General features: G+C 53.7%; 9 protein-coding genes. 5 read left to right on the top strand and 4 right to left on the bottom strand.

The window, feature by feature from the left end:
* Nucleotides 1-14 precede the first annotated feature (14 nt).
* Together HW115_RS20050 and HW115_RS07475 are read left to right on the top strand one after the other, a co-directional pair.
* Nucleotides 15-2240, top strand: coding sequence for a glycosyltransferase (locus HW115_RS20050; protein WP_178931960.1), 2226 nt, complete (start codon nucleotides 15-17; stop codon nucleotides 2238-2240).
* Nucleotides 2241-2396: 156 nt separating this feature from the next.
* Complete coding sequence (locus HW115_RS07475) at nucleotides 2397-2834, top strand: hypothetical protein (protein WP_178931961.1); 438 nt, start codon at nucleotides 2397-2399, stop codon at nucleotides 2832-2834.
* A 364-nt stretch (nucleotides 2835-3198) separates the two neighbouring features.
* Here HW115_RS07475 and HW115_RS07480 read toward each other — a convergent pair whose 3' ends face one another.
* Entirely contained in the window at nucleotides 3199-4131 is a 933-nt protein-coding gene (locus HW115_RS07480) for an ABC transporter ATP-binding protein (RefSeq protein WP_178931962.1), read from the bottom strand.
* Nucleotides 4132-4314: 183 nt separating this feature from the next.
* On the opposite strand from HW115_RS07480, the gene HW115_RS07485 reads away from it, so the two are divergent.
* The 3 genes from HW115_RS07485 to HW115_RS07495 all read left to right on the top strand — a co-directional run bounded on the left by HW115_RS07485 (nucleotide 4315) and on the right by HW115_RS07495 (nucleotide 9762).
* Nucleotides 4315-7176 carry a 2-oxoglutarate dehydrogenase E1 component gene (locus HW115_RS07485; RefSeq protein ID WP_178931963.1) on the top strand — a complete coding sequence of 954 codons (2862 nt, stop codon included), beginning with the start codon at nucleotides 4315-4317 and terminating at the stop codon, nucleotides 7174-7176.
* Nucleotides 7177-7221: 45 nt separating this feature from the next.
* Entirely contained in the window at nucleotides 7222-8700 is a 1479-nt protein-coding gene (gene odhB / locus HW115_RS07490; RefSeq protein ID WP_178931964.1) for a 2-oxoglutarate dehydrogenase complex dihydrolipoyllysine-residue succinyltransferase, read from the top strand.
* A 129-nt stretch (nucleotides 8701-8829) separates the two neighbouring features.
* Nucleotides 8830-9762, top strand: a complete 933-nt coding sequence (locus HW115_RS07495) for a DUF368 domain-containing protein (protein WP_227021337.1) — start codon at nucleotides 8830-8832, stop codon at nucleotides 9760-9762.
* Nucleotides 9763-9776: 14 nt separating this feature from the next.
* Here HW115_RS07495 and HW115_RS07500 read toward each other — a convergent pair whose 3' ends face one another.
* Genes HW115_RS07500 through HW115_RS07510 form a run of 3 tightly spaced genes read right to left on the bottom strand, consistent with a single transcriptional unit; the run spans nucleotide 9777 to nucleotide 12879 of the window.
* Nucleotides 9777-11342: a hypothetical protein gene (locus HW115_RS07500; protein ID WP_178931965.1), complete on the bottom strand. Its 1566-nt coding sequence runs from the start codon at nucleotides 11340-11342 to the stop codon at nucleotides 9777-9779.
* Between the two features lie 56 nt (nucleotides 11343-11398).
* On the bottom strand, nucleotides 11399-12640 hold the full coding sequence (locus HW115_RS07505; RefSeq protein WP_178931966.1) for a DUF3592 domain-containing protein: 1242 nt from the start codon (nucleotides 12638-12640) through the stop codon (nucleotides 11399-11401).
* Nucleotides 12641-12642: 2 nt separating this feature from the next.
* The gene (locus HW115_RS07510) at nucleotides 12643-12879 is read right to left on the bottom strand and encodes a hypothetical protein (RefSeq protein ID WP_178931967.1); all 237 of its coding nucleotides are present in this window, start codon (nucleotides 12877-12879) and stop codon (nucleotides 12643-12645) included.
* Nucleotides 12880-12889 lie beyond the last annotated feature (10 nt).

Consider the following 12889-nt stretch of genomic DNA (forward strand, 5'->3'; position numbering starts at 1 on the left):
TATGAACGCAGAGTGTGTATAAGTTTTTTGTGCCGCAGCAACAGGAAACATCGGGGGGATTGGAACGATTGGAGGTGGATGGGAAATTTTTCCGTGCTGCAGGTAAGCGGGTATTTCTCAAGGCGGTGACCTATGGGCCGTTTCCCGACCCCCAGCCGGATCATGGGCAGGAGATGAAGAGGATCGCCGCTGCGGGATTCAATGCAGTTCGTATTTATGGCTCGCCGGACCCCGCGATGTTGGATGCGGCTCATGCACATGGTTTGTGGGTGCTTGTCGGGTTGACCTGGCAGTGGGGGTCTGATTTTTTACGTAAATCCAGCCTGTTTGCTGAGGCTCTGGTTGACTTGAGGCAGGGTTTGGCCGAGTGGGGGGCACATCCGGCGGTGGCGATCGTGATGGTGGCCAACGAAGTCCCTGCCGACATGGTGAGGTGGATGGGGGTGCTTCGGGTCAGGCAGGCAATCGAGCGCTTGATTGACTTGGGGCGGCGTCAGCGACCCCGGCTTTTGTTTGCTTATGCGAATTACCCGACAACCGAGTATCTTGAGCCGGACAATGCCGATTTTACGGCGATGAATGTTTATTTGGAGCGGAGGGAGGATTTTGCCGACTATTTGCCTCGGCTGCACAATGTTGCCGGTGACCGGCCTGTGTTGATTTCTGAGTTTGGTTTGGATTCGTTGCGCGGCAGTGAGCAGAAGCAGCGTGAGGTTTTACTCTGGCAGTTGGACGAGTGTTTGGCTTCCGGGATGGCGGGAACTACGGTCTATGCGTGGTCTGACCGCTGGTTGAATGGGAAGAGGATCATGGATGACTGGGCCTTTGGCCTGACCGATGTAAGCGGTCGGGAAAAACCGGCCTATGAAGTCCTGTCAAAACGATTGCCGGCAGTCCTGACACCTGAGGATGGTGTTGCTCTGGAATCGGTTCCGAGTTTTTCTGTGGTAGTGTGTACGCACAATGGGGGGCACCGGATGCATGCCTGTTTGTCGGCCATTTGTGCGATTGACTATCCTGACTATGAGGTGATCGTCGTGAATGACGGCTCAAGCGATGATACGGAGGAAGTGGTTGGCCGTTTTGAAGGCGTGCGCCTGATCAATGTGGAACATATCGGCTTGAGTGCGGCGCGAAACCGTGGTGCCGAAGAGGCAAGTGGTGAGATCATTGCGTATACTGATGATGATTGTGAGCCTGATGCTGCCTGGCTGACTTGGTTGGCACGTGCTTTTGTCCGTAGTCAATGGGATGCCTGCGGCGGACCGAATCTGCCTCCGGTTCCCCCACATGCGGATTATTGGGAGCATGTGGATGAGGCGGTGGTGGCAGCTGCTCCCGGTGCGCCTACCCATGTGTTGTTTGACGATGGGGAGGCAGAGCATTTACCCGGTTGTAATTTGGTGGTGCGCAAGCGGGCCTTGCAAGCCATCGGAGGATTTCATGCCGACTATCGGGTGGCGGGGGATGATGTGGATTTTTGTTGGCGTCTACGTGCGGCGGGATTTCGGATGGGTTTCAGTGGAGCCGCCTTTGTGTGGCACCGTCGGCGCACGACCCTGTGGAGGTATTTCAAGCAACAATATGGTTATGGTAAGGCTGAGGCATTGCTGATGCGTGACCACCCTGAAAAATTTCGGCGATCGGGCGGAGCTCGTTGGATGGGCAGGGTGTATGCCGGGGGGGCGATGTGTGCCGATCCGGGAAGCGTGATTTATCACGGCGCGATGGGCTTGGCTGCCTATCAGCAGGTGTCATTGACGGTGCAGCCACAGCGGGCATTGCCAAGTGGTTTTGATGGTCCCATGGCAAGATTCAAGTTGGCGGTGGCTCGGGTCTTGCAACCTCGCATCCGTGGATTTGCGAGGTGGCGTCACAGTCTGCGATGGCGTTGGAATGTCGAGCGAGTATCGGAGCGCAAGCCGTGGGTGACGCTAAAAGATGCCCATTATGGTGAAGAGGAAGAATCGATCTGGTGGGGAGAAACCGGTATTTACCGGGAGGATGTTTTGGTCGCTTTGCAGCAGGCGGGATGGGATGTTTGGCATCGGAGTGGAACCAGCGCGGCCCATGAGGATTGGGACCTTGTCAGGGGTGAGTGTCGTGTGCTGGTTGCGCGTGAGCACCACGAAGGTATGAGTCTGTTGCTCGTGAGGCAGGAGTTTCCAGCTGGCCGCGGGCAGCGGATTCCTAGGCGCATGCTTGAGGTGATGCATTCTCTGGGGTTGCAGCAGGTGTAGCCTTGGTTTGCTGGCTGCTGAGCCGTGTCACCACGGGTGAGGGCTTGCATTATAATCCATCTGGATGATTGTAACTGATCCACGAACGATGTCGTGCTTTTCTATCGTTCAAGCAATGAGCGTTTCTCCCTTGAGGAACACTCACAACCCCATAAAATGATGACAACAGAACCAGAACCAAATCGTCAGGAGACTTGCTGCGAGAGCTCTCCTGAACCATCAGCTGCAGAGCAGCATGAAACAAAGGAGAAGCGGCACTTTGAATCCTGCGGAAATGCATTTCATGCTGGGCGGGAAGATGCCACGGCAAAAGCGAAGCAAGCAGCGCCCCAAGTCAAAGGGGTGATTGCGGATGCTGTCTATGATGTGACTTACGGCTTGGCCTATGGCGCATTTTTTGCCGGAGCTTTTGCTAAGGAATTTATTCCGAAGTCCGTTGTGGAGGTGGTGTCTGACGGCGTATCGAAGGGCGCAGCAGCCGGAAAGGCTGCGGCAAACCAATGGTGTCAGTCGGACAAATCGACACCGGTAACTCCCGAGGACGACGCCGAGAGAAGCGCTTCAAGGCCTGCAGCTCTGCCGTCACCTGCGTAACAGCAGACCATTTCCCCGTCGGGGCCTGATATCGGAGGGTGTTGGATTCCTCAGGGTCTGTGTTGGACTTGCGGTATCGGGCTTCGGCGGGAATTATACCAAGTAACAAAACAGACGGGACGATTGCCGAGATAAATTTCTGTTTAGGCAAGGCGCGACGATGGAATGGTGCGGGCACCATGACTGAGGAGAAACGCAGCCAGAACAGAAATTTATCCGGAACTCTGGTAGACCACGAAGTGCATTTCCTCACAGCTTTAAAACTTTCAATCGTCTCGTCTGTTTTGCGGAGTGGTATTACGGCTCAATGCCGCCTCCGTCGATGCCGAGGTATTTCAAGTTGGCTTCTGACCCTGAACGATAATTAATCTTTGCGGGTGAGTTCGACAAAGACGTCTTCCAGGGTCGCCTGGTGGCGATGCAGGGTGCGGATGGGCCATCCATACTGGCTTGCCAGATTGGCAATCCGCTCGCGGCTATCCGTTCCCGAGTCCACATAGACTGAGAACCGGGTCCACTCATCAGGGGAATCTTCCTGGATGACTTTTTTGACGTGATCGAGTCGGGCGATAGCGGCTGAAGTGGTTTCGGCGTCGGCGTGGAGTTCCACGGTGATCTTACCTGCCGCCCGCATTTTTTGGATCAGGTCGTTCGGGGCGCCTGTAGCCTTGATTTTACCTTCATCGACGATGATGACGTGGTTGCAGGTCATTTCCACCTCATGCAGGATGTGGGTGGAGAGCATGATGGTGTGGTTTTCTCCGAGTTGTTTGATCAGGTTACGGATGGAGCGGATTTGGTTGGGGTCCAGGCCGTTGGTTGGTTCGTCGAGGATCAGGAGTTCGGGTTTATGAACCAGAGCGTCTGCCAGGCCGACCCGTTGGCGGTAGCCTTTTGACAGGGTTTTGATCATTTTTCGGCGGACGTGGGAGAGTCCGCAGAGTTCGAGAGCTTCACCGATATAACTGCGGGCCTGATTGCCGCGCAGGCCTTTCAGGTGGGCGCGGTAGCGTAGGTATTCACGGACACGCATTTCATCGTAAAGTGGCACATTTTCCGGCATGTAACCGATTTTTTGCCGTGCCTGCAGCGACTCCCGAAAGATGTCGTGGCCTGCGACACGGGCGCTGCCGGAGGTGGCGGGTAGATAGCCGGTGAGCATGCGCAGGGTGGTGGTTTTTCCGGCACCATTGGGGCCGAGGAACCCGACGATGTTGCCAGCGCTGACGTCGAAGGAGATGTCTTTGACCGCCTGGTGGCGACCGAATCGTTTACTGAGCTGTTGGACTTCGATCATGGATGAAATAATGAGTCAAATTGGATTTGTCGATTGCTGGGGGTGTCCGGACTGGAAAAAATGTCGCAAAAAGGCACCTTGCGCGTTGACTCGACGTGGGCGTGCCAGTAATTACACTCAAGTTTCGGCGCACACCAAGCACGAAAATGCCGCAATCAGAATAATTCCCCAATCACACACATTATGAAATCTTCGGTATCTGCTCGTTTTAATGCGGAACTCCTTGAACAACAATACGACCGGTGGTGTGAAGAACCGCAGTCGGTTGATGCTGACTGGGCCGCTTTTTTCGAAGGTTTTGAACTGGGCGTGGCCCAGCTCAAAAAGCGTGGAGAGGCTCAGGCCAATGGTGCCAACGGTGTGGCGACAACGGCAAACGAAGCTGCATCGGTGCCCGTATCCACGACCCCGGCTCCTGCGGCACATACGGCCAATCAGTCTCCTATTTCAGTGGATGAACTGGACGAGGAGTTTTTAAATTTCCGAGGCAAGGTGGTAGGGCTGGTGTATGCCTACCGTGCACTGGGGCACACCCAGGCACATTTGAACCCACTGGATCAGGCTGGACAGGAGAACCCGGATCTTCTGCTCGCAGAGCACGGGCTTTACGAGGAGGATCTGGAGCGCCTGATTTCGACCCGTTTTTTCCGTAATAACGAGAGAATGACCTTGCGGGAACTTTATGTTGAGCTCAATGAGATCTACTGTGGATTTGTTGGTTTTGAGTTCATGCATATTCATAACTCGGAGGTGCGCAACTGGTTGCGGTTGCGGATTGAAAATCGTCCCGAAGAGCAGGAGCAGCTGAGCCTTGATAAGGCGGCGGTTCTGAAGTGGTTGCTTGAGGCTCAGATGTTCGAAGCCTTCTTGGCCAAAAAGTTCCTTGGGGAGAAACGTTTTTCGCTGGAAGGTGGTGAGTCGGCCATCGTGGTGCTCAATACCATTCTTCAACATTGCCCCGCGCATGAGGTTCAGGAAATCGAGATGGGAATGGCTCACCGTGGCCGCCTGAACGTGCTGCGCAATTTCCTGCACAAGTCACTGACGACCCTTTTGTATGAGTTTACCCCGAACTACGAACCGGATTTGGTTGCGGGTGATGGGGATGTAAAATACCACCTGGGATACGAGGGGGTGCGTAAGCTCGACGACGGTGAGGTGCGTGTCAGCCTCGCGGCGAACCCGAGCCATTTGGAGGCTGTGAATGCCGTGGTGGAAGGCAAGGCCCGTGCGCGTCAGCGAATCATCGGTGATGATGGAACCCATACTGATCGCAAGAAGGTGCTGCCGGTCTTGCTCCACGGTGATGCCGCCTTTGCGGGCCAGGGGTCGGTGGCGGAGGTGTTGAACCTTTCCCAATTGCCCGGTTACCGAACCGGTGGAACCATTCACTTGATTGTCAACAACCAGATCGGGTTTACCACCATGCCCGAGGATGCCCGTTCTTCTCACTATGCGACGGACGTCGCCAAAATGATTGAAGCTCCGGTGATTCATGTCAATGGTGAGGAACTCACCGAATTGGTGTGGGCGGCCGTGACAGCGATTGAGTTCCGTCAGAAGTTTGGTCGGGACATCGTGATCGACATGTATTGTTACCGTCGCCAAGGTCACAACGAAGCGGATCAGGCGGCCTTTACCCAGCCACATACCTATAAGAAGATTAATGCGCGCAAGCCGGTGGGAGACCTTTACAAAGATCGCTTGGTTGCGGATGGGGACCTGAGCCAGGAGCAGGCGGATGCCGTGCAGCAAGCCATCGCTGACAAGCTGGATGAGGGGTATGAGCGCATGGTCAAACACATGGACGCCGGTGACCGGACGATTTTCACAGGGTCTACCGCGGAGCCGCAGCCCAAATTCAGTCATGACCCGGTGCCTACCGGTATCAGTGAAGAGCGCTTGCAGCACATCGGGAAGTCGTTGACCACGATCCCTGATGGGTTCAATCTGCACCCGACGCTGGCGAAGCGTTTTATTCCCCGCCGAAAAGAGGCTTTGTCCTCTGGAAGCAACTTCGACTGGGCTTTTGCCGAGTCCCTCGCATGGGGATCTTTGTTGATGGAGGGAACGCCGGTTCGTTTGTCCGGTCAGGACGTGCGCCGGGGCACCTTCAGTCATCGCCACTGTGTGTTTTACGATTCCGAAACGCGTGAACGGTACTTCCCGCTGAAGCACCTTTCGGAGGATCAGGAGCGTTTCTGTGTGTATAACAGTTTGTTGTCCGAGGCCGCCGTGCTTGGATTCGACTATGGTTACTCGCTGGGATGTCCCGAGATGTTGATTATGTGGGAAGGTCAGTTTGGCGATTTTGCCAATGGTGCCCAGGTGATCATTGACCAGTTTATTTCATCCGCGGAGTCGAAGTGGCAGACTCCGAGTAGTTTTGTCATGTTGCTTCCGCACGGATATGAAGGCATGGGACCCGAGCACTCGAGTGCCCGACTTGAGCGATTCCTCCAGCTTTGTGCTGAAAAGAACATCCAGGTGGCCAACCTGACGACACCGGCGCAGTATTTCCACGCCCTGCGCCGTCAGAAAGTGCGTGAGGTGCGGAAGCCATTGATTTTGATGACGCCGAAAAGTCTGCTCTCACGTCCTGAAGCGGTTTCTTCGGTGGATGATTTTACCGAGGGCTCATGCTTCCAGGAGATTCTTCCGGATGTGGTGGAATTTGAGAAGCCAAACAAGGTGGACCGGATCGTCTTCTGTTCCGGCAAGGTGTTCTACGACTTGGTGCAGTACCGGAAAGATCATGACATTACGAACACGGCGATCATCCGGGTTGAGCAGCTGTATCCGCTGAACACGGAGATGTTGCAGTTGCTGGCCAGCCAATACCCGAAGGTCAAGCATTGGGTCTGGGCTCAGGAAGAGCCGTGGAACATGGGAGCTCGCTCCTTTATGACGCCACGTCTTCAGGGCTTGTTTGATATCACGCTGAAGTATGCGGGACGGAAGTCTTCCTCCAGCCCGGCGGCAGGTTCCAAGGCGATGCATATTCGCGAGCAGAAAAAGCTGCTGGAGCAAGCGTTCAATATTTAATCCATAGATTTCCTCTTCTTATTTTACCACTAACTATCATACCCCATGGCTACCGAAGTCAAAATTCCTAACGTTGGAGAATCCATTACCACCGCCAATGTCGCACGCTGGCATAAGCAAGATGGCGAGCACGTTGCCAAAGGTGAAATTGTTCTCACTATTGAAACCGATAAAGTGTCGAACGACCTCGAAGCGGATGTTTCAGGCACGCTGAAAATCCTCGTCCCTGAGGGGGAAGAGGTATCGATCGGCAGTGTGGTCGCATCCATCGAAGAAGGTGCGGAAACTCCTGATGCAGCAGCTGACACGGCAGCACCGGTCGCTCCTGCCGAACCATCCGAACCAGCTCCTTCCAGTGATGCTAAGGTGATCGATATCAAAGTTCCCGCTGCCGGGGAGTCGATTACCTCCGCCAATGTTGGCCATTGGCATGTCGAGAATGGTGCCCAGGTGACGAAAGGTGACGTCTTGGTGACGCTTGAAACCGACAAGGTGTCCAACGATTTGCTGGCTGATGAGGATGGCGTGTTGAATATCATCGTCCCAGTAGGAGAAGAAGTCGGCATCGGAACCATTATTGCGTCGTTGACCGTGGGAGCCACTTCCTCTGCAGCATCGAAGCCCGCAACGCCTGCAGCGGCTCCAGCAGTGAGTGCTGCACCAACTGCGGCGAGTAAGCCAGCCGCTTCACCGGCCAAAACCGTCACGGCAACGCCACGGCCTGCCGCGAGCCCGTCCCCCACACCGGCAGCGTCCATCCGGCCTGATGCCTCCGTTACGCCATCGACGTCTGAGCGCAGTGGCCAAGCCCAAGTCGAAGACGATGGGCGGACCACACGACGTAAGATGAGTATGTTGCGCCGGAAGATTTCAACCCACCTGGTGAGTGCCCAGCAGACAGCTGCGATTCTTACCACATTCAACGAGGTGGACATGACCGCAATTATGGAGCTGCGCAAGGAGGTCCAGAATGACTTTGTGGCCAAACACGGATGCAAGCTCGGCTTTATGTCGTTTTTTGTGAAGGCTGTGGTTCAGGCTTTGAAGGATGTTCCCGCGGTTAATGGTCGGATTGAAGGCAACGATATCATTGAAAACCATTTCTACGATATCGGGGTAGCGATCGGAACCGAAAAAGGCCTGGTTGTTCCTGTCCTGCGCGACTGTGAAAAGAAAGGCTTTGCTGAGGTTGAACAAGATATTCTCGATTATGCCGGCAAGGCGAACGATGGCTCGATGGAGCTCTCGGACCTTCAAGGTGGCGTCTTTACGATTTCCAACGGAGGCGTTTACGGATCTTTGCTCAGCACTCCGATCCTGAATCCGCCACAGAGTGGTATTCTTGGGATGCATACCATCCAGCAGCGTCCGGTTGCGGTGAATGGTGAGGTGGTGATTCGTCCGATGATGTATCTTGCTCTGAGCTACGACCACCGCTTGGTCGATGGTAAGGAGGCCGTTACATTCCTGATCCGTATCAAGGATTGCTTGGAGAATCCAAGCCGCCTGATGCTGGAGATGTAATGTTTCGAAAGTAGGACAGGTTTCCAACCTGTCGGCAAACTGAGCAATGATCAGCCTAAGCTTGCCAAGGTACTAAGCCTTGCCGACAAGTTAAAAAACTTGTCTTACATTGAAATTCAACGAACTCTCATGGAATACCTCTTTATCTTCCTCAAAGGTTTTGCCATGGGGGCGGCCAATGTCATTCCCGGTGTTTCGGGGGGCACGGTGGCATTTATCACCGGGATATATGAACGGTTGATCGATGCCCTAAAGGCTTTTGATTTGAAGGCCGTTCGGATGTTGTTTCAACTCGATATCAAAGGTTTTGCTTCCCACGTGGATTTGGGGTTTTTGATGGCGCTGGGGTGTGGCGTTTTGTTCAGCGTGTTCACTTTGGCCAAAGTGTTGAAGTGGGCCTTTGCCGACTACCCGGTCTTGGTCGGAGCTTTTTTCTTTGGCATTATTTTTGCATCGATTTTTTCAGTCGGAAAAATGGTGAACCGCTGGCGGGTCAGTGAAGCGGTGGCCTTGCTTGTCGGTTTGGCCATTGCGGTTGCTCTTGCGTTTATGAGCCCGGCCGGTGAAAATACGAATCTGGTGTATTTGTTAGTCTGCGGGGTGGCGAGTATGTGCAGCATGATTATCCCCGGCATTTCCGGATCGTTTATCCTTTTGTTGATGGGGAACTATCAGTTGATTATGATCAAGGCGGTAAACGATCTTCGCCAGTTGAATTTTGCTGAGTCGCTACCCATTTTGATTCCTGTTGGTTTGGGTGCTTTGTTAGGTCTGGTTGTTTTATCTCACATTCTGAGTTGGTTGTTCAAACGTTACCACGATACAGCCGTCTCTTTGATTACTGGATTTGTTGCCGGGTCTTTGGTGATCATCTGGCCTTGGAAGTCGGTAGCGGAGTCCGTCACGGTGAATGGCAAAGTGAAGATTATTGCCTGGCATCGTGAGTTGCCGGATTTTGCCCAAGGTAGCACCTGGGGAGCTCTTGGCATACTGATGGTGGGTGTCGGTGCGATTGTATTGATGGAAAAACTCAGCGGGAGTAGGCCCGAGCGTAGCGCTTGATCGGGTGAGTGCATTTAGCGCTTTACCTTGACCTGGTTGAACATAAACCGGTTGTCACTGACTCTGACGGGTTTGCCGCTTGCCGTTGTGACGTTCTTGAGGGTGACTTCCTTGGTTTTGATATAAGGGAATTTCTCGATGTAGTCGGCACTTGTGTAGCGGGGGTTGATATTCGAAAATAGTGCTGGCCCTGGGTAGCTTTTGTGGTGTTTGGCATCTTCAATACGCAAGCCATCGATGCTGATTTTTCGTGGCATATGGCAGGTGTAGCCGAAGTCGTGTTGTCCGGAATAATGCCCGGTGATGAGTGAGATGCTACGTACACTTCCAGCTGGGATCAGTTTACAATTGCGGATAATGAATTCACCGTCCCAAGTGCTGCCGTAATCGCTCCGGAGATTGACTAAATTTTGCCTCCCAACGACGGTTGTGTTTTCAAGGATCAGTTTGCCGTGGCCAATCGCGTTGATTCCGGCATGGCCAATGATGGAGTTGAGGATCATGGCATTATGCACTCCCTTGTGGGCATCAAAACGTGAGAGTTCGCAGTGGTCGTAGATCAGGTTTTTGCAATAATTGGACGCCATGATGCCCCATCGGCTGCGATCATGGATGTCATTGATTTGGCGACAATGAATAAAGGAAATATTCACCGCCTTGCTGATGCTGAGATCGTAGCTGCCCATGCTGACCGGGCGCCCTGCCGAGCCGATGGTCCGGTAGGTTTTGTGACCTGAGAATTGAGAGTTTTTCACTTTTACATCGGCGCAGTTAGAGAGGTTGATGAACCCATGATAGGGAGCTCCATGCTCACCTTCGCCTTGGATGATGTGCTTGATGCTGCTGACAATGACATTGGATCGTCTGATGCTGATGCCTCGGTTGTGGTAGCTGTATTTCGATTCAGCGCGGTTGGCGAGGGTGGTGAATGTGCCCCCGGTGATCTGCAATGGTTTCAGGTCGATTGGGAGGGCCTTGGCCTGTGTGATTGTTTTGAAGTCCCACAAGATGGGGGTGCGTGCATCAACCTTGCCGTGCCGGTCCACAAGAAAAATATCGGTTTGAGAGGCCCCCTTGTTCTGGTTTGCACCGTATCGGATGTAGTGTTTTTTGTGTGAGTTGGTGACTTCAACGAGGCAGTTGCTTGGCAGGGATACGTCGATCTTGGTTTGGCCTTTGTTGAGCGAAGCCATACCCTTCAAGGGAATCGGTCGGTGCTTTGAGCTCACCGTGAAGATACTGGCCCTGTGATTCTTTAATGCGGTGTCGTCGATGATGAAGCTGGCTGTGTTGAAATCGGTATCTGTCTGAATCACCGCGGTGTTGTTTGTTCCTCCGATGTAATAGCTGCGCCCTGGGTCCGCGATGACTTTCAAGCCGTGTTGATTGGCGTATGCGTGAGCCTTGGCGATCGCCTCCATATCATCGGTCTTGCCGTCGCCTTTGGCTCCAAAATCGCTGTAACGGACTGGTTTGCCGGTTTGCGGCTTCGCAGACTTCCTTGTTTCTTCCGCCTGGAGAGTGCCAGACAATAAGAAAGTGAAAGCCGCCGGGATGAATATTCTGAAGTGAGGCTGCATACCCCTAGTATACCTCACGCTCCGTCCTTTTTTGTCACATGCGTGAGAGTCTGTATTCAATCGTTTTCAGTTTGTCCGAGTATGAACTCTTGAAGTCGTTGTTTCTCGCCACGGGCTTTCCAGCGAATCATCAGGCTGGTGGTTCCTTGATAGTTTCCCCATTTGTTGTTTTTGGAATCGGCGGGGATGTGGAAGCTATGTTCACCCGATAGCGATTTGGGACTGTTGGCTATTGAGATCGTCTCCTTTGCCGCTTGGACTTGTCTGGTTTGCTTTTTCTTTTTGAACCAAGCGTATGCATGGTGGACGTCACCCCGGGTGACCGTGAGTTCCAGTTCCCGGTAGCGGCTCACTTTGTTGGAGCGTCCGAGGAAGAGCCACTGAATGTTGATGGTCATTGGGCCTGCTTGTGGTTGGGCCGGCTTGGCGATGATCAAATAATCCGGTGCTCTTGGCCCGGTGAGAAGGCGTAGGGTGTTGATGAGGATGCCAATGCCGATCCACTCAAATGGAAGGAGAAAGAAAAATAGGAAAATCGCCATGCCTTCACCTGAGAGAAACATCAGGATCATGACCAAGACGAAGGTTCCGACAATGCCGTTGACAAAACAACAGAGTGCCAGCGAACCAGCTCCAGCGAGACGGTCATCTCCATCGAGGAAGAGGATGGATTCATTATCGTCGTCGCTCGGATCTCGAAGGCGGTTTGCCAAGTGATGGCAGCCTGCTTTGTCCGCTCGACGGGCTGCGTGTTCTCTGAGCTGCAGACTTCTTTTGCCAAGATACCCACCAAGAACGGCCCAGCCGATGCCGCAGATTCCGGCGGTAAGGAAGGGGAGGGGAAAGAAAAAGCTCATCCAGGCAATGGGCTGGACGCTGCGGTCGATGATAGCTTCTTGGTGATCGTCCGGGTTGACCCAAACGGTGACTGCGGTGCCGACCGGGTGGGCCTCTTTTGCTTGTTCAAGAGATTCGGTGGCAAAGTTCCGGCTTGTTTCGGTGGGGTTGTATTGGTCACTTTCGTAGGTCTTGCCATTGACCTGATAGCGGTAGCGGATCGTGAGATTTTTTCCTCCCTCATCATCCGAGTCAACGCCGGAGTCGATGATGGTTCCTTCGGCTGCTATCCATGACTGGGCGGCTTGGACTTTGAGGATGGGCCCCAGTCCGGTGGACCAGAGGATGGCGAGCCCAGCACCACCAAAAAGCAAGCCAATGGCAAGTGCCAGCAGGCGTCCCGACCATGCGATCGATCGACCTGGAGAGCTGGCTCTGAGAAGTCGATCAATCAGGGTCATCGTTACCTGGTTTGATCGAGAAGCTCACGGGATTTTTGGGCTCTCTGGTCGTTTTGAGTTCCTACACGTCGAGCGGCTTTGTCCGCGGGGATGCCGGTTTCGGGGCGGGCTTCGGGTTGCTTGCTTGAGGAGCGTTTGGCTTTTTCCTGGATGGAGCGCTGAGTTTCCTCTTTCTTTTGTTCGCAAGAGATGGCGCCCAGCGTGACCAGAAGGGCGAGAGTGATGTGCGTGAATTTCATGGGTAGACAA

The sequence above is a fragment of the Oceaniferula marina genome (genome assembly GCF_013391475.1).
Taxonomy (GTDB): domain Bacteria; phylum Verrucomicrobiota; class Verrucomicrobiia; order Verrucomicrobiales; family Akkermansiaceae; genus Oceaniferula; species Oceaniferula marina.

Excerpts from the sequence above, each read along its gene's own strand:
- HW115_RS07475 (WP_178931961.1), top strand. The coding sequence starts at position 2,397 with ATGATGACAACAGAACCAGAACCAAATCGTCAGGAGACTTGCTGCGAG.
- odhB (WP_178931964.1), top strand. The coding sequence starts at position 7,222 with ATGGCTACCGAAGTCAAAATTCCTAACGTTGGAGAATCCATTACCACC.
- HW115_RS07505 (WP_178931966.1), bottom strand. The coding sequence starts at position 12,640 with ATGACCCTGATTGATCGACTTCTCAGAGCCAGCTCTCCAGGTCGATCG.
- HW115_RS07495 (WP_227021337.1), top strand. The coding sequence starts at position 8,830 with ATGGAATACCTCTTTATCTTCCTCAAAGGTTTTGCCATGGGGGCGGCC.
- HW115_RS07485 (WP_178931963.1), top strand. The coding sequence starts at position 4,315 with ATGAAATCTTCGGTATCTGCTCGTTTTAATGCGGAACTCCTTGAACAA.
- HW115_RS07510 (WP_178931967.1), bottom strand. The coding sequence starts at position 12,879 with ATGAAATTCACGCACATCACTCTCGCCCTTCTGGTCACGCTGGGCGCC.
- HW115_RS07500 (WP_178931965.1), bottom strand. The coding sequence starts at position 11,342 with ATGCAGCCTCACTTCAGAATATTCATCCCGGCGGCTTTCACTTTCTTA.
- HW115_RS07480 (WP_178931962.1), bottom strand. The coding sequence starts at position 4,131 with ATGATCGAAGTCCAACAGCTCAGTAAACGATTCGGTCGCCACCAGGCG.